The 24,309-nt window shown below is 72.5% G+C and carries 24 protein-coding genes and 1 riboswitch; of the genes, 13 read left to right on the top strand and 11 right to left on the bottom strand.

Translation table 11 applies throughout. The features are described from left to right. Positions 1-78 precede the first annotated feature (78 nt). Positions 79-1,098 (top strand): AraC family transcriptional regulator, encoded by a 1,020-nt coding sequence (locus AB0C12_RS01265; protein ID WP_360542856.1) that lies wholly within the window; start codon positions 79-81, stop codon positions 1,096-1,098. Here AB0C12_RS01265 and AB0C12_RS01260 read toward each other — a convergent pair. Both AB0C12_RS01260 and AB0C12_RS01255 read right to left on the bottom strand, forming a co-directional pair. Next, on the bottom strand, positions 1,052-1,378 hold the full coding sequence (locus AB0C12_RS01260) for a DUF4873 domain-containing protein (RefSeq protein WP_360542854.1): 327 nt from the start codon (positions 1,376-1,378) through the stop codon (positions 1,052-1,054). The two genes, AB0C12_RS01265 and AB0C12_RS01260, sit on opposite strands and share 47 nt — an antisense overlap. Continuing rightward, positions 1,375-2,046, bottom strand: a complete 672-nt coding sequence (locus AB0C12_RS01255; protein ID WP_360542852.1) for a TetR/AcrR family transcriptional regulator — start codon at positions 2,044-2,046, stop codon at positions 1,375-1,377. Before AB0C12_RS01255 ends, AB0C12_RS01260 begins: the two co-directional genes overlap by 4 nt. A 54-nt stretch (positions 2,047-2,100) precedes the next feature. Between AB0C12_RS01255 and AB0C12_RS01250 the strand changes: the two genes are divergently transcribed. Both AB0C12_RS01250 and AB0C12_RS01245 read left to right on the top strand, forming a co-directional pair. Further along, a complete protein-coding gene (locus AB0C12_RS01250) occupies positions 2,101-2,985 on the top strand; it encodes a diiron oxygenase (protein ID WP_360542850.1) in 885 nt (294 codons plus the stop codon). A gap of 56 nt (positions 2,986-3,041) precedes the next feature. After that, positions 3,042-4,151: a DNA alkylation repair protein gene (locus AB0C12_RS01245; protein WP_360542848.1), complete on the top strand. Its 1,110-nt coding sequence runs from the start codon at positions 3,042-3,044 to the stop codon at positions 4,149-4,151. Position 4,152: 1 nt separating this feature from the next. Here AB0C12_RS01245 and AB0C12_RS01240 read toward each other — a convergent pair whose 3' ends face one another. Together AB0C12_RS01240 and AB0C12_RS01235 are read right to left on the bottom strand one after the other, a co-directional pair. Next, the gene (locus AB0C12_RS01240; protein ID WP_360542846.1) at positions 4,153-4,812 is read right to left on the bottom strand and encodes a DsbA family oxidoreductase; all 660 of its coding nucleotides are present in this window, start codon (positions 4,810-4,812) and stop codon (positions 4,153-4,155) included. After that, positions 4,805-4,936 carry a hypothetical protein gene (locus tag AB0C12_RS01235; protein WP_360542844.1) on the bottom strand — a complete coding sequence of 44 codons (132 nt, stop codon included), beginning with the start codon at positions 4,934-4,936 and terminating at the stop codon, positions 4,805-4,807. Before AB0C12_RS01235 ends, AB0C12_RS01240 begins: the two co-directional genes overlap by 8 nt. Positions 4,937-5,094: 158 nt before the next feature. Between AB0C12_RS01235 and AB0C12_RS01230 the strand changes: the two genes are divergently transcribed. From AB0C12_RS01230 to AB0C12_RS01220, 3 genes are all read left to right on the top strand, one after another. Then, positions 5,095-5,670, top strand: a complete 576-nt coding sequence (locus tag AB0C12_RS01230) for a hypothetical protein (RefSeq protein ID WP_360542842.1) — start codon at positions 5,095-5,097, stop codon at positions 5,668-5,670. A gap of 58 nt (positions 5,671-5,728) precedes the next feature. Beyond that, positions 5,729-6,598: an NAD(P)-dependent oxidoreductase gene (locus AB0C12_RS01225; RefSeq protein ID WP_360542840.1), complete on the top strand. Its 870-nt coding sequence runs from the start codon at positions 5,729-5,731 to the stop codon at positions 6,596-6,598. Positions 6,599-6,780: 182 nt separating this feature from the next. Then, positions 6,781-7,872: a glycosyl hydrolase gene (locus tag AB0C12_RS01220; protein ID WP_360542838.1), complete on the top strand. Its 1,092-nt coding sequence runs from the start codon at positions 6,781-6,783 to the stop codon at positions 7,870-7,872. Here the strand turns inward: AB0C12_RS01220 and AB0C12_RS01215 are convergent. From AB0C12_RS01215 to AB0C12_RS01205, 3 genes are all read right to left on the bottom strand, one after another. Continuing rightward, positions 7,833-9,149: an acyltransferase gene (locus tag AB0C12_RS01215; protein ID WP_360542836.1), complete on the bottom strand. Its 1,317-nt coding sequence runs from the start codon at positions 9,147-9,149 to the stop codon at positions 7,833-7,835. The two genes, AB0C12_RS01220 and AB0C12_RS01215, sit on opposite strands and share 40 nt — an antisense overlap. A 26-nt stretch (positions 9,150-9,175) precedes the next feature. Then, entirely contained in the window at positions 9,176-9,883 is a 708-nt protein-coding gene (locus AB0C12_RS01210; protein ID WP_360542834.1) for a carbonic anhydrase, read from the bottom strand. 97 nt (positions 9,884-9,980) lie between these two features. Further along, positions 9,981-10,880: an RICIN domain-containing protein gene (locus tag AB0C12_RS01205; RefSeq protein WP_360542832.1), complete on the bottom strand. Its 900-nt coding sequence runs from the start codon at positions 10,878-10,880 to the stop codon at positions 9,981-9,983. Positions 10,881-11,164: 284 nt separating this feature from the next. Here AB0C12_RS01205 and AB0C12_RS01200 point away from each other — a divergent pair, with 284 nt between their 5' ends. The 3 genes from AB0C12_RS01200 to AB0C12_RS01190 all read left to right on the top strand — a co-directional run bounded on the left by AB0C12_RS01200 (position 11,165) and on the right by AB0C12_RS01190 (position 14,071). Then, complete coding sequence (locus tag AB0C12_RS01200; RefSeq protein ID WP_360542830.1) at positions 11,165-12,022, top strand: GNAT family N-acetyltransferase; 858 nt, start codon at positions 11,165-11,167, stop codon at positions 12,020-12,022. Next, entirely contained in the window at positions 12,019-13,125 is a 1,107-nt protein-coding gene (menC, locus tag AB0C12_RS01195; RefSeq protein ID WP_360542828.1) for an o-succinylbenzoate synthase, read from the top strand. The genes AB0C12_RS01200 and menC overlap by 4 nt, the downstream gene beginning before the upstream one ends. A gap of 171 nt (positions 13,126-13,296) precedes the next feature. Next, a riboswitch (cyclic di-AMP (ydaO/yuaA leader) is annotated at positions 13,297-13,440 on the top strand. Positions 13,441-13,444: 4 nt separating this feature from the next. Further along, a complete protein-coding gene (locus tag AB0C12_RS01190; protein ID WP_360542825.1) occupies positions 13,445-14,071 on the top strand; it encodes a transglycosylase family protein in 627 nt (208 codons plus the stop codon). Positions 14,072-14,124: 53 nt separating this feature from the next. On the opposite strand, the gene AB0C12_RS01185 is transcribed toward AB0C12_RS01190, so the two are convergent. From AB0C12_RS01185 to AB0C12_RS01170, 4 genes are all read right to left on the bottom strand, one after another. Next, on the bottom strand, positions 14,125-14,919 hold the full coding sequence (locus tag AB0C12_RS01185; protein ID WP_360542823.1) for an SAM-dependent methyltransferase: 795 nt from the start codon (positions 14,917-14,919) through the stop codon (positions 14,125-14,127). 102 nt (positions 14,920-15,021) lie between these two features. Next, entirely contained in the window at positions 15,022-17,232 is a 2,211-nt protein-coding gene (secD, locus tag AB0C12_RS01180) for a protein translocase subunit SecD (protein WP_360542821.1), read from the bottom strand. 50 nt (positions 17,233-17,282) lie between these two features. Continuing rightward, positions 17,283-17,684: a hypothetical protein gene (locus AB0C12_RS01175; RefSeq protein ID WP_360542819.1), complete on the bottom strand. Its 402-nt coding sequence runs from the start codon at positions 17,682-17,684 to the stop codon at positions 17,283-17,285. 35 nt (positions 17,685-17,719) lie between these two features. After that, positions 17,720-18,757: a LacI family DNA-binding transcriptional regulator gene (locus AB0C12_RS01170; protein ID WP_360542817.1), complete on the bottom strand. Its 1,038-nt coding sequence runs from the start codon at positions 18,755-18,757 to the stop codon at positions 17,720-17,722. Between the two features lie 149 nt (positions 18,758-18,906). On the opposite strand from AB0C12_RS01170, the gene AB0C12_RS01165 reads away from it, so the two are divergent. From AB0C12_RS01165 to AB0C12_RS01150, 4 genes are read left to right on the top strand one after another with little or no spacing between them, the layout of a single operon-like run. Next, positions 18,907-19,794, top strand: coding sequence for a sugar ABC transporter permease (locus tag AB0C12_RS01165; protein WP_360542815.1), 888 nt, complete (start codon positions 18,907-18,909; stop codon positions 19,792-19,794). Beyond that, positions 19,794-20,720: a carbohydrate ABC transporter permease gene (locus AB0C12_RS01160; RefSeq protein WP_360542813.1), complete on the top strand. Its 927-nt coding sequence runs from the start codon at positions 19,794-19,796 to the stop codon at positions 20,718-20,720. Before AB0C12_RS01165 ends, AB0C12_RS01160 begins: the two co-directional genes overlap by 1 nt. 22 nt (positions 20,721-20,742) lie before the next feature. Continuing rightward, a complete protein-coding gene (locus AB0C12_RS01155) occupies positions 20,743-22,080 on the top strand; it encodes a sugar ABC transporter substrate-binding protein (protein ID WP_360542811.1) in 1,338 nt (445 codons plus the stop codon). 20 nt (positions 22,081-22,100) lie between these two features. Beyond that, positions 22,101-24,092 carry a beta-galactosidase gene (locus tag AB0C12_RS01150; protein ID WP_360542808.1) on the top strand — a complete coding sequence of 664 codons (1,992 nt, stop codon included), beginning with the start codon at positions 22,101-22,103 and terminating at the stop codon, positions 24,090-24,092. Positions 24,093-24,309 lie beyond the last annotated feature (217 nt).

Raw genomic sequence — 24,309 nt, 5'->3', positions numbered from 1 at the left:
CGGTCACCGCGGACCGGGCCGACTTGTCTTCGCGCGACACTCATTTACCTCTGCGCGACACCGTGGTTAGGGTTCGGCATGGACTCGATGGTGCGGGCAGCGTCCCTGCGCGGACTGCCCCAGCTGGTGGACGGGCTGGGCGGCGACGGTGCGGCGCTGCTGGCCCGGTTCCGGGTGCCCGCGCCCGCGCTGGCATCAGACGACGCGGTGATCCCGTCGCCGGCGGCCGGGCGCATCCTGGAGACGGCCGCGGCCGAACTCGACTGCCCCGACCTGGGGTTGCGGCTGGCCGGGCAGCAGAACGCCACCGTACTCGGGCCGCTCGCCCTGGCCATCGAGAATTCCCCGACGTTCGGCGCCGCGCTGGAGACCGCGAACCGTTTCCTGTTCGTGCACAGCCCGGCGCTGACCGTCTCGCAGATCCCGGACCCGGCCGGCCGGCCCGGCGTGGTGGGCCTGCTCTACCGCGGCACCGAGGCCGAGCCGCTGCCACCGCAGGTCGTCGACCTCGGGCTGGGCCTGTTCCACCGGATCATCGTGCTGCTGCACGGCGGCCCGTACGGCCTGCGCTCGGTGCACCTGCCGCACGCGCCGCTCGCGCCGGTCGGCAGCTACACCGCGTTCTTCGGCGCCGACGTGCGTTTCGACCGCCCGGACGCGGTGCTGCGGGTGCCCGGCGGGCTGGCCACCATGGCGGTGCCGGGCGGCAACCAGGTGCTGCGCGACATTGCCGTCGACTACATCACCAGCCACTTCCCGGCGCCGGGCCGGTCCGTCTCCGACCGGGTGCACCTGCTGCTGTCCCAGGCCCTGGGCACCTCGCCGGTCGAGGTGGGCGCGATCGCCCGGCTGCTGCGGACCCACCCGCGGACCCTGCAGCGCCGCCTCGCCGCCGAGGGCACCACCTTCGAGGCCATCCTGGACGAGGTCCGGCGGGTCACCGCGGCCCGGCTGATCACCCAGACCGACCTGCCGCTGAGCCAGGTCACGGCCATGGTGGGGCTGGCCGAGCAGTCCGCGCTGAGCCGGGCGGCGCGCCGCTGGTTCGGGGTCAGCCCGCGGGAGCTGCGTGCCACGGCGGCCGGCCCGTCCCGGTGAGACGCACCCCGCCCCAGGGGTCGGGCTCGCCGAGCCGGGCGCGGGCCGGCGCGCCGCCGATGCGCACGGTCGCCTCGCGCAGCCCCGCCCGCAGCTGCGCTGTCAGCGTGTCGTCGGGAGCGGCCCGCCCGGCCCAGCGGTAGCGGCCCTCGATCGGCTCGAAGTGGGCGGACAGCCGTACCGCGACGGTGACCCTGAGCTCGCCGGTCTCGATCGTCGCCTCGCCGCGGTAGTCCTCGTCCCGGCCGTCCCCGCCCTGAAGGTCCTGGTCCGGGGTCATCGCCCGGTCACCGCCAGCCCGCCCGGAGTGTCGGCGGCGGCCCGGATACCGGCGATGCCGCCCCAGAGGAACGTGGTCAGATACTCCGCCAGGGCGGTCCGGCTGATCGGCTGCTGCTGCCGCAGCCACCAGTCGGCGACCGTCTGGACATAACCCACGATCCCGTACGCCCACGGCAGCGCCGGCCCGGAGTCCAGGCCCAGCGCCCGCAACCGGTCGCCCAGGATCCGGGCCAGCCCGCTGGCCACCGTGTCCATCGCGTCGGCGACCACGTCGGTGTCGCGGGCGATGCCGCGCTGGTGCACCACGAAGCGGTACACGTGCGGATCGGCCTCGATGAAGGTCAGGTACGCGTCGATCGCGGCGGCGACCACGTCGCGTTCCTCCCGGACCGCGGCCACGGCCGGCGCGATGGCCTCGACCACCGCGGTCGCCGCCTGCCGGCCCACCGCGAGCCACAGCCCCGACTTGTCCTCGAAGTAGCGGTAGAGCACGGGCTTGCTGACCCCGGCGTGCGCGGCCACCGCGTCGATGCCGGGCTCGGGCCCGAGCTCGCGGATCGCCTCGATCACCGCCTCGACCAGCTCGGCGCGGCGGCGCTCGCGGTGATCGGCCCAGCGGCGGCTGCGCCCGTCGGGACGGTTGACGCCCTCATCGGCAGAGTTCATAGTACGAGAAGTAGCTGTTACTTCCGGTAACGTCAACCCCTCTGGAGGTTCTCCATGGTCGTCTCCGACCGCGACCGGACCGCGACCCGGCTGCTGCGCTCGTCGGCCGAGCACTCGTACGACCCGGAAGTGGAGATCGACTGGGACGCGCCGCTGGCGAGCGACCGGTTCTACACCCCGGAGCACCGGTCCAGCCTCTACGGCACCGAGCTGTGGCAGGGACTCAGCCAGGAGCAGCGGATCACCCTGACCCGGCACGAGGTGGCCAGCATCGCCGGGCTCGGTGTCTGGTTCGAGACCATCCTCATGCAGCTGCTGATCCGCGAGTACTACCGCGCCGACCCGACCGCCGCCCACTCCCAGTACGCCCTCACCGAGGTCGCCGACGAGTGCCGGCACTCGGTCATGTTCGGCCGGATGATCGCCAAGCTGGACTGCCCGGTCTACCGGGTCGGCGCGTTCGACGACGCGCTGGGCAAGTGGATCGCCGCCACCGCCACCGGCCCCCGGATGTACGCGGCCATCCTCATCGCCGAGGAGATCCTGGACGCCCTGCAGCGCGAGGCGGCGGCCGACGAGACGGTGCAGCCGCTGGTCCGGATGGTGTCGCGGATCCACGTCATCGAGGAGGCCCGGCACGTGCGCTACGCCCGCGAGGAGCTCGCCCGCCAGGTGCGCGCGGCGGGCACCCGGCGGCTCGCGTTCGACCGGGTGGTGATCGCGCGGGCGGCGTACCTGACCGGCACCCGAATCATCTCGCCGCAGGTCTACCGGTCCGTCGGCATCGAGCCCGAGGTGGGACGGCGGGCGGCGCGGGCCAACCCGTACCACCGCGAGACGATGCGCTGGGCGGGCGAGCGGATCGTCGCGTACCTGCGGGAGCTGGACCTGATCGGCGGGCCGGGCATGGCTCTGTGGCGGCGCTCCGGCCTGCTCTGAGCGGTCCTGGCACGATGTGCGGTGCCCACCGCAGGCCGAGCCAGGGGAGATCCGCAGTGCCGTTCGCCGACGAGCTCATCGGGGATCAGACCGCCCGGGCGCTGATCGCCGCGCTCGCCGCCGCGGCGCCGGGCAACGGGTGGCAGTCGCTGCGTACCGCGGCCGGTGACCTGGCCGGACGCCCGCTACGCGAACGCAGCGACCTGTTGCGCGACGGCCTGCTCGCCGACCTGCCGGGCGGCTACCCGGAGCTGGCCGCGACGGTCCGGGCCGCCGCGGCCGGCCCGCTGCCGTTCGAGGGCTGGCTGATCTGGCCGGTCACCGGCGCGGTCGCGGCCCGCGCGGTCACCGACGGCAGCGGTACGGCGTTCGACGACGCGATGGCGCTGCTGGCCGCCCTCACCGGCCGCCTGACCGCCGAGTTCGCCGTCCGGACTCTGCTGGACCACGACCCGGACCGGGCACTGGCCATCGTCGCCACCTGGACCGGCTCGCCGGACGAGCACGTACGCCGGCTCGCCTCCGAGGGCACCCGGCCCTTCCTGCCCTGGGCGAAACGGGTGCCCGCGCTGCTGGAGCGTCCCGAGCACACCCTGGAGATCATCGGCGCGCTCCACCGCGACGACAGCGAGTACGTGCGCCGCTCGGTGGCCAACCACCTCAACGACCTGAGCCGCCATCACGGCGATCTCGTGGTCCGGACCGCGGCCGAATGGCTCGCGGAGCCCGATCGGCACACCGCCCGGCTGGTCCGGCACGGCCTGCGCACCCTGGTCAAGCAGGGACACCCGGGCGCGCTGGCCCTGCTCGGCTTCGCCCCGGCGACCGTCGAGGTCACCGGCCCGCTCGTCACGGCCGGCGAGGTGCCCTTCGGCGGTGAGCTGGCCTTCACCGCGACGGTGACGAACACCGGGTCCGCCCCGGCCACGCTGGCCATCGACTACGTCGTGCACCACCGGAAGGCCAACGGCACGCAGACCGGCAAGACGTTCAAGCTGACCACCGCGACGCTCGGACCCGGGCAGCGGCTGTCGCTGGAGCGCCGGCACTCGTTCCGGGAGATCACCACCCGCCGCTATCACCCCGGTGCGCACGCCGTCGAACTGCAGGTCAACGGCGTGCGCTCGGGCCGGGCCGACTTCGTGCTGGGCCGGCCCGCGGGCTGACTCAGCGAGCCGGCGCGGCCTCGTACGCGGTGCGCAGCGCCTGCAGGAACACGTCGGCGGACTGGGCGCCGGAGACGCCGTAGGCCTGGTTGAGCACGAAGAACGGCACGCCGGAGGCCCCGTACAGGCGGGCCTGGCGGATGTCGTCGGCCACGTCGGAGGTGTAGTCGTCGCCGGCCAGCACCCGCTGCGCCTCAGCCGCCGGTACGCCGATCTCGGCCCCCAGCCGGACCAGTGTCGCGGTGTCCAGCGTCGCGCCCTCGATCAGGTTGGCCCGCATCAGCCGCTCATGCGCCTCCGCGCCCAACCCGTGCGCCTTGGCCAGGTGGATCAGCCGGTGCGCGTCGAATGTGTTGATGCTCACCGCGCTCGCGAAGTCGTAGTGCAGACCCTCGGCCTCGGCCAACTCGGCGACCTGCGCCGTCATGGCCTTGACCTGGTCCTTCGACCCACCGAACTTCTTGGCCAGGGCGTCGTAGACCGGCTCGGCCGTGCCCTTTTCGATCGTCGGGTCGAGCTGGAAGCTGCGCCACACCAGCTCGACGTCGTCGGCGTGCTCGAACGAGCGCAGCGCGGTCTCGAGCCGCCGCTTGCCGATGTAGCACCAGGGGCAGACGATGTCCGACCAGATCTCCACCAGGACGCCGGCCACGTCAGCCACACATCCCGTCGGTGCAGGTCGCGGCATCCTCGGCACCCAGCGCGATCAACGGCTGCGGGGTGCTCGCGGGCTGCGCCGGAGGCGGCGGGGGCGGGGGAGCGGACTGCTTCTGCACATCGGTCACCGATCCATCATGCGTCGGGAATCGGAGATCGTTAAGAAGGCACTTCCGGGTAAGTGCCTCCCAGGTGTGAGGCATTTGCCCGATAGGTCGGGTGGCCCCGTCGATCGACCGCGGGTGGGCTAGCGTCGACCTTTCGTGCCGAGCTGTCAGGGGGAGTCGTGGCCAAGGCCGGGGGAGTGTTCTGCGTCGAGGGTCAGTGGGAGGACGACCTGAACAGCCGCGGGTCGGTGCTGCCCACCCTCGAACTGCTCGAACGGCTCGGCAGCATCCGCTACATCCACCGGGACACGGCCACCACCGAGGAGCTGCACTACTACCTGGACACCTGGCTGTCCCGTAAGTACGCCGACTACAAGGTGGGCTTCTTCGCTCTGCACGGCCAGCCCACCCAGCTGTGCCTGACCAGCAAGCAGACGGTCGAGCTGGACGAGATCGCGGCCTGGATGTCGGGCCGGTGCGGAGGACGGTCCCTGTACTTCGGCAGCTGCTCCGTCCTGCGCGCCTCCGACCGCGTCCTGAAGGACTTCCTGCACGAGACCAAGGCGGCGATGCTCTGCGGCTTCACCAAGTCGATCGACTGGGTGGAATCGGCGGCCTTCGAAACCGTGGTCCTCAACACGCTGGTCAACGGGGGCAAGATCGACAGCGCGGAACGCCTGATGCGCTCGTCCCGCTGGACGGCCCTGTCGGACCACCTGGGCTTCCGCGCCGTCTACGCCAACGGCCGGAGCTGAGCCAGGAGTCGTGAATTGGCCGCAGCCGGGGCGGCGGTCCGCGTTCTACCGTACGGCCATGGAGCACAGCGAGAACGTCGGTTTTCTGGGGCTGGGCATCATGGGTGAGCCGATGGCCCGCAACCTCGCCGCGGCCGGGGTGCCGGTGGTCGGCTGGTCGCGTACGCCTCGGTCGGTCCCCGGGGTGAGGCCGGCGGACCGGCCGGCCGACGTCTTCGCCCGGGCCCGGATCGTGCTGCTCATGCTGGCCGGCAGCGACGCGATCGACGAGGTCCTGGGCCGCGGCGGCCCGGGCTTCGCGGAGCTGGTGCGGGGGCACACGATCGTGCACATGGGCACCACCGCGCCGGAGTATTCGGTCGCGCTGCGTGACGATGTCGTGGCGGCCGGCGGGCGTTACGTGGAGGCGCCCGTGTCCGGGTCGCGGACCCCGGCGGTGGCCGGCGAGCTGGTCGGGATGCTGGCCGGCGATCCGGACGCCGTCAAAGAGGTACGCCCGCTGGTGGCCCCGATGTGCCGGGAGGTCGTCGAGTGCGGCCCGGTCCCGCAGGCGCTGCTGATGAAGCTGTCGGTCAACCTGTTCCTGATCAGCCTGGTCACCGGGCTGGCCGAGGCCACGCATTTCGCCCAGCGGCACGGTCTCGACCTGGACCTGCTGCGGGGCGTGCTGGACGCCGGGCCGATGGCCAGTGGCGTCTCCCGGGTCAAGGTGGAGAAGCTGGTCAGCCGGGATTTCACGGTGCAGGCGTCGATCCGGGACGTGCTGATGAACAACCAGCTGATCGCCGACGCGGCGCGGGCGGCCGGGATCGCGTCGCCGTTGCTGGATGAGTGCCACCGGTTGTTCGGCGAGGCGCTGGCGCTGGGCCACGGCGCGGAGGACATGGCGGCCGTGGTGCGGGCGATCGAGGCCCGTACCGACGCCTAGGCCGGTGGCCGATTCACCCCTTTGCTGGCCCCGCGGGCCTCGCTGTCCAGGCTGCGCACGGGTAAAAGGCCTGGTCAGGCAGGGTCTTGCGGGCGATCGGCCGACGTCGGCAACCGATGACGCGGGCATCGTGGAGCCGGATGCGACCGCCGTGTCCGCGTACCGGTGAGAGGAAGCCCACCATGACCGCCGAATCCCTGGGCGGCCGCGGGCTGCCCCGGCGCCGGCTGCTCGCGCTCGCGGCGCTGACGCTGCCGGCTGCCTGTTCGACTGCGCCGTCCGCGGCCCCGCCGCCCGCTGCGCCCATCACTGGCGCGCTGACGGCGTCGTCGTCCGGCTCACCCGTTGCCAGTGCCTCGCCGGCGCCGTCCTTGTCCCCGACGCCGTCACCGAAGCCTTCGCCGGCCCCCAAGAAGGTGGCGCCCCGGCGTGGCGGGCCGGTGCCGGCCGGGACCGGCCAGGCGATGTTCGGCTCCTACCTGGCGCTGAGCGGCATGTCGCTCAAGGAGAGCCTCGCGCTGCGCCGCCGCCAATTGGGCCGTGAGCAGCGCATCGTGCACGTCTTCTACCCGTGGGACGGCTACGTGCCCTCGTCCGAGCCGGCCGTGGCCTCCTCCAGCACGTTGATGGTGTCGTGGCACGGGGCGCCGTACCGGCGGATCGTCGACGGCTCGTCGGACCGGGTCATCGCCCGGGTGGCCCGCAAGCTGGCCGGGATGAAGCGGCCGATCCTGCTGCGCTGGGGCTGGGAGATGAACGGCGACTGGTTCGAGTGGGACGGCAGCCACAACGGCAACGACCCGGCCGGCTACGTCAAGGCGTGGCGGCGGCTGCACCGGATCTTCCGCGAGCAGGGCGCGGACAACGTCGCCTGGGTCTGGAGCCCGAACTGGAACTCGTCGCCGGACACCTCGTGGAACAGGTTCCAGCGCTACTACCCGGGCGACGACTACGTCGACTGGGTCGGGGTCTCCGGCTACGACTTCTTCTCCGAGTCGCCGCGCACGCTCTTCAGCGCCGTGGTCGCGGCGTACGGCGAACGCAAGCCCATCATCCTGAGCGAGACCGCCGCGGTGGATCACGGCCGGGGCAGCAAGGCCGCCTGGATCAGGAAGCTGTCCTCGTGGGTCGAGGACACCCCCGCCGTCGGCGCCGTGGTCTGGTTCGACACCGACACCCAGGACGACAGCCCGCACAACTTCCGGCCGGACACCGACGAGGCGGCGCTGGCCGCCTACCGGGCGATGGCGCGCAGGTCCCGCTTCGCCGGCTGAGGCCCGGGCGGGGCCGGCGGCGGGGCGTCGGAGCCCCATCGGGCGGTCATCCACCGCGCGACCCGGCGCCCGAACCGCTGCCCGGGCACCTCCACGAACCGGTGCGTCAGCCAGGAGATCCCGACGACCAGGCCCAGGTACGCGGCCGCGACCGGCACCTCGGCCACGGCGGGCAGCCGCTCACCGAGCGGGATCAGCAAGGGACGCAGCAGTACGATCAGCACGTAGTGGACAAGGTAGACGGAGTAGCTGATCAGGCCCAGGCGGGCCAGCGCTCGCGGTGTGCGCCGGCCCCGGGTGAGCCGGCCCAGCGCGAAGGTGCCGCCGATGACCAGCAGGGTGACGACCGAGCGGGTCACGTACCGGGGGGTGAGCCCGCCGAGGGACGCCAGCTCGGCGACCCAGTTCACCATGAGCGCGGCGGCCACCACCGCGGCCACCCCACCGGCCTGCCACCAGCGGATCCGGCCGTGGTCGGCGCGGTGGACCGCCGTACCGACCAGCATCACCGCGACGATCAGCAGGCCGTCCCAGACGTGGGCCGGATCCTGGCCCGCGACCAGCAGCGTCATCGCGAGCCCACCCAGCAGCAGCGCGCCGGCCACCACGACGGCGCGCCGCCCGGTCGCGATCGCACCCAGTCCGAGCACCAGCGCGACCGCCACGACCGTTGTCAGCTCCCGCGCGGCGCCGGGCGTCGCGGCCAGCAACCGGGGCGCCAGCGGAGCGGTGCCGACGGCGACCACGGCCAGCACCACCGCCAGCACGGTGCCGGCCCGGTGCAGCCGTACCGCGAACAGCGCGCCGACCAGCAGGTAGAACGCCATCTCGAAGGTGAGGGTCCAGATCACCGGCGTGATCAGCGGTACGCCCAGCAGGTGCGGCAGCATGGTCACGTGGGCCACGGCCGCGGTCACCGGATCGGCCCGCAGCGCGGGGTCGAGCGGCATCAGCCCGGCGGCGCCCAGCGCGACCACCAGGGTGATCACCACCAGGTAGAGCGGCAGCAGGCGGCAGAGCCGGCTCACCCAGAACGTGCGCAGGCTCCCGTGCCGTTCCAGCGACGCCGGGATGATGTAGCCACTGACCAGGAAGAACAGCATGACCCCGGCGCTGCCGGCGTGCAGCCACTCGGCCGAGACCTCCCGTGCCCCGCGGAACAGCATGCGGCTGAGGTGGGCGTAGACGACCAGCAGGACGGCCACGGCCCGGAGCCCGTCGAGCCAGGCCAGCCGGTCCGCCGGCCGTACGGCGGGGGCGGTCGGCTCGGCGGGCATCCGCGAACGATAGCCGGAGGCGCGGGTCATCTCACCAGCGCGACCCGGCCGGTGTCGAGGTCGTAGCGCGCTCCCACGATGCGCAGCTCGCCGGCCCGCACGTGCTCCGCCAGCAGCTCGCTGCGGGCGGTCAGCTGGGCGGCCTGGGCCCTGATGTTGGCGCGGACGGCGTTGTCCACCACGTCGCCGGGGCGGCTGAGCTCCGGTTCGACGATCGGCCGCAGCGCGTCGACGATCGTGCCGATGTGCCCCGGGGCGCCGGCGCCGCTCTCGATGGCGTCGATGGTGGCAGTCACCGCGCCGCACCGCTCGTGGCCGAGCACGACGATCAGCGGGCTGCCGAACTCCTCGACGGCGAACTCGATGCTGCCCAGCAGCAAGTCGTCGACGATGTTCCCGGCGACGCGGTTGTCGAACAGGTCACCCAGTCCCTGGTCGAAGAGGAACTCGGGGGAGACCCGGGAGTCGGCGCAGCCGATCGTGATCGCGAAGGGGTGCTGACCCGCGGCGACCTCGTGCAGGTCGGCCAGGGTCTGGTGCGGGTGGCGGGCGTGCCCGGAGACGAAACGCCGGTTGCCGGCGAGCAGCCGGGCGAGGGCGGCGGCCGGGGTGACGGCGGGCTCCTCGGTGCGGGGCGAGGACGCGGACGCGGGGGCCGCGCCGGTGAGCAGGCCGGCGCCGAGGGCCGCGGCGCCACCGGTGAGCAGCAGCGAACGGCGGGACAGATCGGGCATGGCGGACTCCTGAGGGGTGCTACCGGCGGTGCCGGGCCGGTCCAAGAGGGACAGACGCCGTTCTATCAGTCCGCCCGGCCGGCCCGGAAGTGTGATATCAGGGCAGGGTCCAGGTCTGATTCGCCGCGCCCGTGCAGTCGGTGACGGTGACGGTGACGGTCAGGGCGCCGGGATCGGTCAGGCACCGGCCGGTCTGCGGGTTGACCAGCGAGCCGTTCGGTCCGGACCGCCACTGGGCCGCGGGCCGGTCGTCGCAAGCGGCGATCCGTACGGCGGCGTCGTCGCCCACCGCGGCGCACCGGTTCGTGACCAGCAGCGTGCCGTCGGTGGCCAGTGTCCACTGCTGGTACGCGACGTCGGCGCAGCCGGAGGTCTGCACGGGAGCACCTTCGAGGCCGAGGAGGCTGCCGAGGGCCAGGCACCGTCCGCCGGCCGCGGTGATGGAGCCGGTCCTGGCCGCGCCGGGCGGCGGTGACAGCGTCGGCGTCGGCGCGCCGGTGGCAGTGGCCGTGGTTGTCGCCGGCCCGGGCGCGCCCTGTGCCGCGCCCGTGGTGGCCGTGGTTCTGGTCGCAGCCGCGGACCGGTTGACAGTGCTGCTGCCGCCCGGGGAGGCGTTGATCGTGCCCGCGCTCGCCACCGGCGCTGCCCCGGCGGACCGGGTGACGCCGGGCGCCGAGGGGGCCGGAAGCGCCGTCACCGGCTGGTCGTCATCGCCGGACGGCTGGAGCAGGAACAACGCGGCCCCGCCGAGCAGGGCGAGCACCCCGATCCCGGCCAGCACCAGCAGCTTCTGGCGGCGCAGCGCGGTGTTCTTCGCCGCCGGATCGCGAGCAGCGACGGGGGCCGGCGCGGCAACCGGCACCTCGCCGGTGCCGTCCTCGGGCAGATCCGCGGTGGCCGGCCAGGTGGGCGCCTGCCGGTCGCCGGACTCCGCCGGTTGGGTGGTGATGTACGGGCGGACCAGCACCGGATCGTCGCGCTCGGAATCGTCAGCCATCTCGTCGTCCTGCCGTGGGAAAGACCGGTGGCCACGGGGGTGCCGACCGGTACGTCAAGATACGCGAGGCCGCCGGAAAGAGATCACTTGATGTCCACCCTTTCTGGACTTCGGCGGGAAAGGCTGGTCAAGACGGGTAGACCTCAGGGTTCGGACGCCCCCCCGGACGGCCCGGCCGGGGCCTACGCTGAGCACACCCGTCACCGCCGAAGGTGAGCACACATGGATCTCGCGACCCTCGTCGCCGGCCCGGTCGCCGACGTGTCCGCTCCGGAGCCGCCGTCGTGAGCAGGGTGATCGTGGCGGCGATGGAGGCGGCCACGGTGGCCGCGCGGGCCGCGCGGGTGCTGGTCCGCCCGGTGCACAGCCTGGCCGAGCTGACCACGCTGGACCGGATGCTGGCCGGCATCTGGCAGGACGACGCGAGCGGCCCGCTGCTGAGCACCGAGCTGCTGCGCGCGCTGGCCAAGTCGGGCAACTACGTGGCCGGCGCCTTCGACGGCGGCACCCTGGTCGGGGCCGCGGTGGCGTTCTTCGCCGCTCCGGGCGAGCGCGAGCTGCACAGCCACATCGCCGGGGTGTCCGCGACCGCGACCGGGCGCGGCGTCGGCTTCGCGCTCAAGCAGCACCAGCGGGTCTGGGCGCTGCAGCGCGGCATCAGCACGATCAGCTGGACGTTCGACCCGCTGGTGGCCCGCAACGCCTACTTCAACCTGGCCAAGCTGGGCGCGGTCCCGACGGAGTACCTGGCGAACTTCTACGGCCCGATGCACGACCGGATCAACGGCGACGACGAGAGCGACCGGCTGATGGTGCGCTGGGATCTCGCCGCGCCGGCGGTCGTCTCCGCCGGTGCCGGCAGGCCGGTGCGCGCCGTGCGGCCGCCGACCGCCACCGTGGCGCTGCGCCGTTCCGGCGCCGGTGGGCCGGTGCCGGGCTCGTTCCGGGGCCAGACCTTGGTGGTGGCCGTGCCGGAGGACATCGAGAGCCTGCGCCGCCGGGCTCCAGGGGCGGCCAAGGACTGGCGGGTCGCCGTCCGGGAGACGCTGAGCACGCTGCTCGCCGACCGGTTGCGCTTCGCCGGCTTCGACCGCGACGGCTGGTACGTCCTCACCCGCGGCTCCGGGGAGTACGGCCGGTGAGACTTCGGGGCGTGGAGCTGCGCCGGGTGAGCATGCCGCTGGTCACGCCGTTCCGCACCTCGTTCGGCACCGAGACCGGCCGGGACGTGCTGCTGGTGCGGGTGGTCACCGGCGAGGCCGAGGGCTGGGGTGAGTGCGTGGCGATGGCCGACCCCCGCTACTCCTCGGAGTACACCGACGCCGCCGCCGACGTGCTGCGCCGCTACCTCGTGCCGGCATTGGCGGCCGCGCCGCGGCTGGACGCGTACGCGGTGGGGCCGGCCCTGGCGCCGTTCAAGGGTCACCGGATGGCCAAGGCCGCCCTGGAGACCGCGGTGCTGGACGCCGAGCTGCGCGCCCAGGGGCGGCCGCTGGGCCGTGAGCTGGGCGCCGTGCACGACCGGGTCCCGTGCGGCGTGTCGGTGGGCATCATGTCCTCGCTCGGCGAGCTGCTCGACGCCGTCGGTGGTTACCTGGCGGCCGGTTACCTGCGGATCAAGCTGAAGATCGAGCCCGGGTGGGACGTGGCGCCGGTCCGGGCGGTGCGGGAGCGCTTCGGTGACGAGGTGCTGCTGCAGGTCGACGCGAACACGGCGTACACGGTCGCGGACGCCCGGCACCTCGCCCGGCTCGATCCGTTCGGGCTGCTGCTGATCGAGCAGCCGCTGGACGAGGAGGACATCCTCGGCCACGCCGAGCTGGCGAAGTTGATCACCACGCCCATCTGCCTGGACGAGTCCATCACCTCGGCCCGTACCGCCGCCGCGGCGATCAGCATGGGCGCCGCCGCGATCGTCAACGTCAAGCCGGGCCGCGTCGGCGGGTATCTGGAGGCGCGCCGGATCCACGATGTCTGCGTCGCGCACGGCGTACCGGTGTGGTGCGGTGGCATGCTCGAGACGGGCCTGGGCCGGGCCGCGAACGTGGCCCTGGCCGCCCTGCCGGGTTTCACCCTGCCCGGCGACACCTCGGCGTCCGACCGTTACTTCCGCACCGACCTGACCGAGCCGTTCGTGCTGCGTGACGGCCATCTGAGCGTGCCGGCCGGGCCCGGCCTGGGCGTCGAACCGCTGCCGGAGGTGCTGCGGGCGGTGACCACGGCCACGGAGTGGCTGCCCCTGTAGATCGACCGGTTCTGTCCCGATTCGGGCCAAGATCAAAAGTGGGCAAAAGCTGAGAACAACGTCACGTTAGGCCCCCGGAGGTTGGTTCCGTGGCGGGCAACGTGGTTACCGTCGGCCGGTCCGCTGACGCGGGCCCCGCGGTCGGTAACGCCGAGTCCTGCCGCCGACCGGGCTGGGAACTCAACTCAGGCATGGAGCGGGGGACCCACAGGTTCTCCGGCGCGCTCCCCGCGCGCCTCGGGGTGAAGCCGCACCACAGCGGCCGGGCAACCTCAGCCCGAACCCGACAGCTGACCTCGCAGGCGTGGAGGTTCACTCGATGGCACAGATCCACAAGCAGTCTCTGCGCGCCCTCGGCCTGGTCGTGGCCGGTGCCGCGGGCACCGTCGCCCTGCTGGGCCCGGCCTCTCCGGCCGCGGCGCAGTCCGGGGTCAACTGGGACGCGGTCGCGCAGTGCGAGTCCGGTGGCAACTGGAGCATCAACACCGGCAACGGCTACTACGGTGGCCTGCAGTTCAGCCGCAGCACGTGGAAGGCGTACGGCGGCGGCAAGTACGCGAGCACCGCGAACAAGGCGAGCCGCGCGGAGCAGATCCGCATCGCCGAGAAGGTGCTCGACGGCCAGGGCATCGGCGCGTGGCCGGTGTGCGGCAAGAAGGCCGGCTCGACGAAGTCCTACCGGGCGAAGAACACCGGCGGTTCGTCGTCGGCCGGCAAGAAGGCCACGGCGTCGCGCACCACCACGCACAAGAAGTCGGCGGCGACCAAGCGCACCTCGGTCAAGGCCACCGGCCAGCACTACACGGTGAAGTCCGGCGACACGCTGGCCAGGATCGCGGCAGCCCAGCACGTCAAGGGCGGCTGGCACGCGCTGTACCAGCTCAACCGGGCGCAGCTCGGCGGCAACCCCAACCTGATCTTCCCCGGTCAGCGTCTGTCGCTGTGATGAGCCGGCCCGGCTGCCTTACCCCCGTGGGGCAGCCGGGCCCCCACCGGCGCTCAGGGCTTGCGGCCCACCGCGACGAACTCCGACACGACCTCGGTGATGCCGGGGTGCCGCGGGTCCGGCCGCCAGGCCGTGCAGGTCACGACGCCGGGTTCGAGCAGCTCCAGCCCGGCGAAGAAGCCGCGGATCTCCTCGATGGTGCGGGTCCTGATCGGAGCCGCGCCGCTCTCGTTCCACTGCCGCATCGACTCCTCGACGGCCTCGCCGTTGACCTCCGTGGTCGGATGCGAGATCAGCAGGAAGCTGCCGGCGGGCACCGCGGCCATGAACTGCTCGACCACCGACCGGGCCTCGGCGTCGTCCATGACGAAGTTGAGGATGCCGGACAGCACCACCGCGGCCGGCCGGCCGAAGTCCAGTGTGGTGGCGGCGGCCCGGAGGATGGCCTGCGGATCGCGGACGTCGGCCGCGAGGTAGTCGGTGGCCCCCTGGGGGCTGCTGGTCAGCAACGCGCGGGCGTGCGTCAGGACCAGCGGGTCGTTGTCGACGTAGACGACGCGGGCGTCCGGGGCGACGGCCTGGGCCACCTCGTGGGTGTTGTCGGCGGTGGGCAGCCCGGTGCCGACGTCCAGGAACTGGCGGATCCGCCCCTCGCCGGCCAGGAACCGCACGGCCCGGCCGAGGAACTGCCGGTTGGCCCGGGCCGACAGCACGAGCTCGGGCATCAGCCGGACGGCGTAGTCGGCCGCCTCCCGGTCCGCCGCGAAGTTGTCCTTGCCGCCGAGCAGGTAGTTCCAGACCCGCGCCGAGTGCGGCAGGTCTGCGTTGAGCTGCGTGGGATCCGTCATCGGCTCGTCCTTCCGCTACCGGCGGCATCGATCGGTGCCGGGAACCCTACCGCGCGAAGCAGCGGGGTGGGCGCACGGCGGCGCACACCCCGCTGCCCCCGGTCAGCGGGACCGGAAGGTGATCGCCAGCGGCGTGGCCAGGAACACCGACGAGTACGTGCCCACCACGATCCCCACCAGCAGCGCCACGGCGAAGTCCACCAGCGACGCCCCGCCCAGGGTGGCCAGGGCGGCCAGGATGAACACCGCCCCCAGCCCGGTGTTGACCGTACGCGGGACCGTCTGCAGGCACGCCGTGTTGGCCAGCCGGGCGAACGGCACCCGCAGCCTCGGGCTGATCCTGCGCTGACCGCGGACCAGCTCCCGGATCCGGTCGAAGACCACGACCGAGTCGTTGACCGAGTAGCCGACCACGGTCAGCACCGCGGCCAGGAAGACGCCGTCGACCGGTTTGCCGAGCCAGGCGAACACCCCGATCAGGATGACCACGTCGTGGACCATCGCCAGCACCGCCGCCGCACTCCAGCGCCACTGGAACCGCACCGACAGGTACGCCAGCTGCGCGCCGAGAGCGATCGCCACCGCGAGCAGCGCCTTGTCCCGCAGCTCGGCGCCGAGGCTGGGCCCGACCCTGTCGTCCCGTAACTGCTGGACGTCACCGCCGCCGGCCGTGCCGAGCGAGTCGCGTACGCGCTGCTCGGTGGCATCGTCGAAGGCGCCCGCCCGTACGGAGACGTTGCCCTGGCCGACCTGGGTGACCACGGCCCGGTCGACGCCCGCGGCTGCCACGGCGGCCCGGGCGGCGTCGGTCGACAACGGCCGGCTGGTGGCGTACTCGACCATGCGGCCGCCGGTGAACTCGACGCCGAGGTTCAGCCCGCGGGTGGCGACGCCGCCGATCGAGAGCAGCACCGCCGCCGCCGAGACGGCCAGCCACAGTCGCCGGCGGCGCATCAGGTCGGGGCCGCGGGACTCGATCGCCCGGCGGACCCGGCCGGCGTGGGCGATGCCGCTCCACCGTGGGCGCACGACCAGCCACCGCCGGCGCAACAGAGCCTCGGCCGGCAGCCGGGTCAGCACGAGCGCGGTGAACATGGACGCCAGCACCCCGATGCCCAGGGTGACGCCGAAGCCGCGTACCGGGCCGGAGGCGAGCAGGAACAGCAGTCCGGCGGCCACCAGGGTGGTCACGTTGGAGTCGATGATCGCCGACCAGGCCCGGGCGAAGCCACCGCGGATCGCGCTGCGCAGGGTGGGCCGGCCGGCGTACTCCTCTCTGGCCCGTTCGAAGACGAGCACGTTGGCGTCGACCGCCATCCCGATGGCGAGCACGAACCCGGCCAGGCCGGGCAGGGTCAGGGTGGCGCCGACCGCCAGCAGCGCGGCGTAGGAGATCAACCCGTACGCCACCAGCGCCACCGCCGCCAGCGCACCGACCACGCGGTACACCGCCACGATGAACGCGATGGTCAGGAGCGCCCCGATGAGCGCCGCCTGCGCCGACGCCTCGATCGCCTGCCGGCCCAGCGTGGGCCCGACCACCTGCTGCTGGATGATGTCCACGGGTACGGGCAGCGCACCCGCCCTGATCAGCAGGGCGAGATCGCGCGCCTCGGCCGCGGTGAACGACCCGGTGATCCGCATGGCCTCCCCGGCGAAGCCCACCTCGCAGGTCGCCTCGGGGCTCACCTCGGGCGAGCTGATCACCTCGTCGTCGAGCAGGATGGCGACCCGGCGGGCCGGGTCGCCCACGGGGGAGCAGGCGGCGTCGGCGGTCAGCTTCCGCCAGTCCCGGGCGCCGTCCCCGGCGAAGTCGACGGCCACCTCCCAGCCACCCGGCGGCTGGACACCGGCCTGCGCGCCGTCGATCTGCCGGCCGGACAGGGCGGCCGGCCCCAGCCGCAGCGGGTTGCCGCGCTCGTCGGGCCGGACGAGCTCGCCGGTCGCGGCGGGCGGGGCGGCCGGTCCCAGGACCGGCCGGAAGGTCAGTTGCGCGGTACGGCCGATGACCTCGGCCGCCTCCCGCGGGTCGGTGACGCCGGGCAGTTCGACGATGATCCGCCGGTCGCCGGAGCGGACCAGGCCCGGCTCGGCCACGCCGAGTTCGTCGACCCGGCGGCGCAGCACCTCCAGGGCCTGGTCGGTGGTGGCGGCGTCGGCCTTGCTCTGGTCGCCGTCACGGGTCTGGAGCACGATCTGGGTTCCGCCGCGCAGGTCCAGCCCGAGCCGCGCCGGCCGGGTGGCGACGAGCCACCCGGAGACGACGAGCACGACAAGGGCGAGAAATGCGCGCGCGGCAGTAGCGCGCGTCACGATGGGGTTGTCTCCTCAGGCAGGGTGGCGCGCCATGCCGCGCGCCGGGGTCAGGACGGGGCGTCTACCGCACGCCGTCCCGGGGGACCCCGGCCCTGATACGTCTCCCGGCGCGCCTGCGCCCGGTGCCCGTCGACGTCCTGCCGCCGGTGCCACCACGCCGCGATCCCGGCGCCGGCCCGGGCCGGCAGCCAGCCGAGGACCTGGAGCAGCGGGGCGGCAGTGCCCAGTCCGCTGCCGGCGTCGACCCGGACGTCCGGGCGTTGCCCGAGGGTCTGCTGCGCGGAGGCGGTGACAGCCTGGACGGCCGGCGGTATGCGGCCCGGGCCGCTCGCGGCCGCCGCCTCGCTGGACGCGGCGACGGCCGTCGTGGCGAACAGCAGCGCCAGCAGGACCGGCAGGCTCGCCCACCGGCGCCACCACACCGGGGGCGGTGCGCCCTGTGCCGACATGGCTGCACCGTACCGTGGCCGCGCGCGGCCCGGGGTCATTCGCGGCGCGAGCCCGGGGGAGCGGTGCTGTCCCGCACCACCATGCGGGTCGGGACCAGCACCGTGCCCGGGCCTTCCGGCTCGTTGCGGATCTGCCGCAGCAGGCCCTGCACGCAGCGCCGGCCCACCTCGGCGAAGTCCTGGTGCACCGTGGTCAGGGGCGGGATGAACGAGGACGAGTCCGGGATGTCGTCGAAGCCGACGATGCTCACGTCGCGCGGGACGATCCGGCCGCGCTCGTGGAACGCCCGCAGCAGGCCCAGCGCCATCTGGTCGTTGGCGGCGAACACCGCGGTGCACTCCGCTTCGGCCGCCAGGACCAGCCCGGCGCGGTAACCCGAATCGGCCGTCCAGTCACCGCGCTGCACCGGCGGCACCCTCCGGCCGGCCTCCAGCAGGGTGCGGCGCCACGCCTGGGTGCGGCGCTCGCCGGCGAACGACTCGGCCGGCCCGGTCACGTGCCAGACCGTCTCGTGGCCCAGCTCCAGCAGGTGCCGTACGGCCTGCCGGGCGCCGTCGGCCTGGTCGGTGTCGACGACGGGGTAGCGGTCGCCCGCGTCGGAGTCCACCACCACGACCTGGACGCCCGGTGGCAGGTTGAGGTTGGCCGCGTCGAGCAGGTGGACTTCCATGATCACGATGATGCCGTCCACCGCCAGCTCGCCGAGCCGGCTGAACGCGCCCAGCACGCCGTCCTGAGTGGGCGCCGCCACCGGGATGAGCGTGATCGCGTACCCCTCCTTGGCGGCGTAGCCGGCGATGGCCTCGACCGTGCGGCTGTTGCCGGTGGTCGCCAGGGTGAACAGGATGACGCCGATGGTGCGGAACTCGCCCCGCTTCAGGGCCCGCGCGGCGCTGTTGGGGCGGTAACCGAGCTGGCGCATGGCCGCCAGCACCTGCTGCCGGGTGGACTCGACCACGCCGGGGTGCCCGGTGGACACCCGCGAGACCGTCTGCGACGAGACGCCGGCGAGCCGGGCGACGTCCGCCATCGAGACCCCTCGGGCCGGGCGGCGGGTTCGGCCAGCGGTCATCGTTGGCAACTCCTTCTTGACGAGCCGGAAACGCAGTGAAACTATCACCCCGATGTTTACGTAAACATACGCCGTCCGGGTCGGGGATGTTAACGCAAACATCGATGGATGCCGCGGCCCCGGCCGAGCGGCGGGAAGGATGACAACGCATGGCCGACACCCTCGTCGTGAGCAGGAGACGCCGTTCCTGGGCGGGCTGGAAGTTCGTCGGCCCGTTCATGGCCGTCTTCGCCCTGGTCTTCCTGGCTCCGATCGGATACTCGATCTACCTGAGCCTGTACCGCAACCGGCTCATCGGCGGCAACTCGTTCGTGGGGCTCGACAACTACACCCAGGCGCTGCGGGACGCGCAGTTCTGGGCCGGGTTCGGCCGGGTCGCGCTCTTCCTGGTCGTCCAGGTGCCGATCATGCTGATCCTGGCCCTGCTGGTGGCCCTGGCCATCGACAGCGGACGGCTCTACGGCAAGGCGTTCTTCCGGGTCACCATCTTCCTGCCGTACGCGGTGCCCGCCGTGGTCGCCACGCTCATGTGGGGCTTCATGTACGGCCCCCAGTTCGGCCTGGTCGGCAACATCAACGACGCGCTGAACATCACGCTGCCCGACCCGCTGGGTGGCAGCCTCGCGCTCGCCTCCATCGGCAACATCGTGACCTGGGAGTTCGTCGGCTACAACATGCTGATCTTCTACTCGGCGCTGCGCGTGGTGCCGGCCTCGCTCTACGAGTCCGCGGAGATCGACGGGGCCGGGCAGTTCCGGATCATCACCGCGATCAAGCTGCCGGCCATCCGGGGCGCCCTGGTGATCGCCACCATCTTCTCGGTGATCGGCAGCTTCCAGCTCTTCAACGAGCCGGCCATCCTGCGGCCGCTGGCCAAGAACGTGCTCACCACCGGATACACCCCCAACATGTACGCCTACCAGCTGTCCTTCTCCGGCCAGCAGTACAACTACGCGGCCACCGTGGCGATCATCATGGGTCTCATCACGATGGTCATCGCCTATGTCGTGCAGCTCCGCGGCACGAGGGAGATCTGATGACCACCACCGTGCAGTCGTCGTCCTCCTCCGGGCGGACAGCCGACGTCCCGCGCACCAAGGTCAGGCCGTACCGCCGGGCCCCGCGCCGCAGCACCGTGCTGACGCTGCTCACCGGCCTGGTGGCCATCTACAGCCTGATCCCGCTGGTCTGGCTGGTCATCAACGCGACCAAGACGCAGCAGGGCCTGCTCTCCTCGTTCGGCCTGTGGTTCGACGACGGGGAGTTCGCCCTCTGGTCGAACCTGCGCCAGACGTTCACCTACGACGACGGCGTCTTCGTCCGCTGGCTGGGCAACACCGTCATGTACGTGGTGGTCGGCGCCGGCGGTGCCACGCTGCTGTCCACGCTGGCCGGGTACGGCCTGGCCAAGTTCAACTTCGTGGGCCGGCGCGCGGTCTTCGCCACCGTGATCGGGGCCGTCGCCGTGCCCGGCACCGCGCTGGCCGTCCCGACGTTCCTCATGTTCAGCAAGATGGGCCTGACCAACACCCCGTGGTCGGTGATCATCCCGTCGCTGGTCTCGCCGTTCGGGCTCTACCTGATGTGGACCTTCTCCGCCCAGGCCGTGCCCGACGAGATGCTGGAGGCCGCGCGGGTCGACGGCGCCGGGGAGTTCCGCACGTTCTTCCGGATCTCCATGCCGTTGCTGGGCCCCGGCATCGTCACGGCGCTGCTCTTCAACATGGTCGTCACCTGGAACAACTACTTCCTCCCGCTGATCATGCTGAAGGACCCGGACTGGTACCCGCTCACCATCGGCCTGAACGCCTGGAACGAGCAGGCCCAGACGGCCGGCAGCGAGGCCGTGTTCAACCTGGTCATCACCGGATCGCTCCTCACGATCCTGCCGCTGCTCGCGGCGTTCCTCCTGCTGCAGCGCTACTGGCAGTCCGGCCTGGCGGCCGGCAGCGTCAAAGAATGAAATTCCCCCGAAAGGACACCAGATGACCCGATTCCTCAAGGTGGTCGCCGCGGCGACCGCCGCGACGCTGGCGCTGGCCGCCTGCGGCGGCAACGACGACAGTTCCGGCACCGGTACGTCCGGCGGCAGCACCTCCGCGGCCGACGTCGACGCCGCGCTGGCCAAGGGCGGCTCGCTGACCGTGTGGGCGTGGGACAACACGCTCAAGAACGTGGTCTCCACCTTCCAGACCAAGTACCCCAACGTAAAGGTCGAACTGGTCAACGCCGGCACCGGCGACAAGCAGTACACGGCGCTGCAGAACGCGATCGCGGCCGGCAGCGGCGTGCCCGACGTGGCGCAGATCGAGTACTACGCGCTGCCCCAGTTCGCCCTGGCCAAGTCCATCGCCGACGTCGGCGGGTACGGCGCATCCGGCCTCAGGAGCACCTTCACCCCGGGCCCGTGGAACTCGGTGACGCTCGGCAGTGACAAGGTCTACGCCCTGCCGATCGACTCGGGCCCGATGGCGCTGTTCTACAACAAGGAGGTCTTCGACAAGCACGGCATCACCGTGCCCGCCACCTGGGCGGAGTACGTCGAGGCCGCCCGCAAGCTGCACAAGGCCGACCCGAAGGTCTACCTCACCGGGGACAGCGGCGACGCCGGCTTCACCACCAGCATGATCTGGCAGGCCGGCGGCAAGCCGTTCCAGACCTCGGGCACCGACGTCACCATCAACCTCGCCGACCCGGGCGCGGCCAAGTTCGCCCAGACCTGGCAGCCGATGATCACCGAGAAGCTGGTCGCGTCGATCCCGCCGTGGTCCGACGAGTGGTTCAAGGCCCTCGGCGACGGCACCATCGCCAGCCTGCCCACCGGCGCCTGGATGCCGGGCAACCTGGTCACCGGCGCGGCGGCCGCGTCCGGCAAGTGGCGCGTCGCCCCGATGCCGCAGTGGGAGGCCGGCGGCAAGGCCAGCGCCGAGAACGGCGGCAGCTCGCTCGCCGTGCCGGAGAAGTCGGCCAACAAGGCGCTGGCCTGCGCGTTCCTGAAGTATGCGGCGGTCGACGAGGGCAAGGACTCCCGGATCAAGGAGGGCGCCTTCCCGGCCACCTCGGCCGACATCGCCAAGCCCGAGTTCCTCAACGCCGAGTTCAAGTACTTCGGCGGCCAGAAGGCCAACGAGATCTTCGCCCAGTCCGCGCAGAACGTGGTGCCCGGCTGGTCGTACCTGCCCTTCCAGGTGTACGCGAACAGCATCTTCAACGACACCGTGGGCAAGGCCTACGTGTCGGCGACGCCGCTGGCCGACGGCCTGAAGGCGTGGCAGGACCAGACCGCGAAGTACGGCAACGAGCAGGGCTTCACCGTCAAGTGACGTCCCCCCGAGGAGATCGCGTGCAAACCCCCTACCGCTGGCTGCGCCTGCACGACCGGGCACCCGCCCTGGCCTACGGCGCCGACTACAACCCGGAGCAGTGGCCGCGCTCCACGTGGGACGAGGACGTCCGGGCCATGCGGGCCGCCGGCGTCACCATCGTCTCGCTCGCGATCTTCTCGTGGGCACGGCTGGAGCCCGCCGAGGGCGAGTACGACTTCGGCTGGCTCGACGAGGTCATGGACCTGCTGCACGCGGGTGGCATCGCGGTCGACCTGGCCACGGCGACGGCGTCCCCGCCGCCGTGGCTGACCGCGAAGCACCCGGAGATCCTGCCGGTCGACGCGCACGGCGCGACGATCTGGCCGGGCGGGCGCCAGCACTGGCGGCCGACCTCGCCGATCTTCCGCGAGCACGCGTTGCGGCTGGTCCGGACCATGGCCGGGCGCTACGGCGACCACCCGGCGCTGGCCGCCTGGCACATCTCCAACGAGCTGGGCTGTCACAACGTCTACGACTACTCCGACGACGCGGCGGCGGCGTTCCGCACCTGGCTGATCGAGCGCTACGGCGACCTGGACGCGCTGAACGCCGCCTGGGGCACGGCGTTCTGGTCGCAGCACTACAGCGACTGGGCGCAGATCCTGCCGCCGCGCCAGGCCGCGACCCACCCGAACCCGACCCAGCAGCTCGACTTCAAGCGGTTCTCCTCCGACGCGCTCAAGGACTACCTGCGCGCCGAACGGGACGTGCTGCGCGAGCTGACCCCGCAGATCCCGGCCACCACCAACTTCATGGTGATGGGCGAGCAGAAGCCGATGGACTACGCCGACTGGGCGGCCGAGGTCGACTTCGTCTCCAACGACCACTACGTGCAACGCGGCCCCCGGGCCCAGGACGAGCTGTCGTTCTCGGCCAACCTGACCGGGCACATCGCCGGCGGCCGGCCCTGGTTCCTGATGGAACACTCGACCAGCGCGGTCAACTGGCAGCCGATCAACGTGCCGAAGAAGCCGGGCGAGCTGGCCCGCGACTCCCTGACGCACGTGGCCCACGGCGCGGACGCGGTCTGCTTCTTCCAGTGGCGCCAGTCCCGGGCCGGCGCGGAGAAGTACCACTCGGCGATGCTGCCGCACGCCGGGACCGACAGCGAGATCTACCGCTCGGTGGTCCGGCTGGGCGAGACGCTGCGGCGGCTGGCCCCGGTCGCGGGTACGGCGCAGACCCCGGCCCGCGCGGCGATCCTGTTCGACTGGACCTCCTGGTGGGCCAGCGAGCAGGACTCGCACCCGACGGACCGGCTGCGCTACCGCCAGGAGGCGCTGGACTGGTATTCGGCGTTCCTCGACCTGGGCGTACGGGCGGACGTGGTGCCGGTGGACACCGACCTGTCCGGCTACGACCTGGTGGTGGCGCCGGTGCTGCACGTCGTCCCGGCCGCCCTGGGTGAGCGCCTGCGGGCGTACGTGTCGGCCGGTGGTCACCTGGTCACCACGTACTTCTCGGGCATCGTCGACGAGCACGACCACGTGTGGCTGGGTGGCTACCCGGGACCGCTGCGCGACCTGCTGGGCATCCGGATCGAGGAGTTCGCCCCGCTGGGCGACGACGAGCGGGCCGAGCTGGACAACGGCCTGACCGGCACGGTGTGGACCGACGGCATCACGGTCACCGGACCGGACGTGGAGGTGCTGGCGTCGTACAAGGGTGGCGCCCCGGCGATCACCCGGCGCCCGGTGGGAACGGGCTCGGCGGCGTACGTGTCGACCCACCTGGGTCCGGACGGCCTGGCGCCGGTGCTGCGCGACCTGCTCAGCCGGGCCGGCGTGCCGAGCGAACTGCCGGCGGAGCTGCGCGGCCGGGTGGAACTGGCGGTCCGCGGCGACTTCCACTTCCTGATCAACCGCACGGCCGAACCGGTCGAACTGGCCGGCCTGCCCGGCGAGCTCCTGCACGGCACCCCGAACCTCCTGGAACCCCGCGGCGTGACGGTCCTGCACCGCCCGTCCTGAGCGAGGGCCGGCCCCGGCGGAAAAACTTCGGCGGGGCCGGCAACCTTTTGCCGCCGGTGGGCCACTAGGGGGCAAGTGACCTGCGAGGAGGCCGTTCCATCAGGACCTCACCCGGCCTCCTCGCGGGTTTCTTGACGTCGTCCCCCGTACCTCGGAGTATTTCGTGTCGATCCACTGAACCCCGGCTGCTCCGGTTCCGTTTACCCCCACAGCCGGG

Origin of the sequence: Actinoplanes sp. NPDC048967, from assembly GCF_040649415.1 — a bacterium.
GTDB lineage: Bacteria > Actinomycetota > Actinomycetes > Mycobacteriales > Micromonosporaceae > Actinoplanes.
Note: the sequence above shows the minus strand (reverse complement) of the source record. Positions and strands in the feature narration are given on the sequence as shown.

Coding starts and splice junctions, on each gene's coding strand:
- AB0C12_RS01165 (WP_360542815.1), top strand. CDS start 18,907: ATGGCCGACACCCTCGTCGTGAGCAGGAGACGCCGTTCCTGGGCGGGC.
- AB0C12_RS01190 (WP_360542825.1), top strand. CDS start 13,445: ATGGCACAGATCCACAAGCAGTCTCTGCGCGCCCTCGGCCTGGTCGTG.
- AB0C12_RS01260 (WP_360542854.1), bottom strand. CDS start 1,378: ATGACCCCGGACCAGGACCTTCAGGGCGGGGACGGCCGGGACGAGGAC.
- AB0C12_RS01225 (WP_360542840.1), top strand. CDS start 5,729: ATGGAGCACAGCGAGAACGTCGGTTTTCTGGGGCTGGGCATCATGGGT.
- AB0C12_RS01160 (WP_360542813.1), top strand. CDS start 19,794: ATGACCACCACCGTGCAGTCGTCGTCCTCCTCCGGGCGGACAGCCGAC.
- AB0C12_RS01215 (WP_360542836.1), bottom strand. CDS start 9,149: ATGCCCGCCGAGCCGACCGCCCCCGCCGTACGGCCGGCGGACCGGCTG.
- AB0C12_RS01210 (WP_360542834.1), bottom strand. CDS start 9,883: ATGCCCGATCTGTCCCGCCGTTCGCTGCTGCTCACCGGTGGCGCCGCG.
- AB0C12_RS01250 (WP_360542850.1), top strand. CDS start 2,101: ATGGTCGTCTCCGACCGCGACCGGACCGCGACCCGGCTGCTGCGCTCG.
- AB0C12_RS01185 (WP_360542823.1), bottom strand. CDS start 14,919: ATGACGGATCCCACGCAGCTCAACGCAGACCTGCCGCACTCGGCGCGG.
- AB0C12_RS01155 (WP_360542811.1), top strand. CDS start 20,743: ATGACCCGATTCCTCAAGGTGGTCGCCGCGGCGACCGCCGCGACGCTG.
- AB0C12_RS01205 (WP_360542832.1), bottom strand. CDS start 10,880: ATGGCTGACGATTCCGAGCGCGACGATCCGGTGCTGGTCCGCCCGTAC.
- AB0C12_RS01220 (WP_360542838.1), top strand. CDS start 6,781: ATGACCGCCGAATCCCTGGGCGGCCGCGGGCTGCCCCGGCGCCGGCTG.
- AB0C12_RS01265 (WP_360542856.1), top strand. CDS start 79: ATGGACTCGATGGTGCGGGCAGCGTCCCTGCGCGGACTGCCCCAGCTG.
- AB0C12_RS01175 (WP_360542819.1), bottom strand. CDS start 17,684: ATGTCGGCACAGGGCGCACCGCCCCCGGTGTGGTGGCGCCGGTGGGCG.
- AB0C12_RS01170 (WP_360542817.1), bottom strand. CDS start 18,757: ATGACCGCTGGCCGAACCCGCCGCCCGGCCCGAGGGGTCTCGATGGCG.
- AB0C12_RS01255 (WP_360542852.1), bottom strand. CDS start 2,046: ATGAACTCTGCCGATGAGGGCGTCAACCGTCCCGACGGGCGCAGCCGC.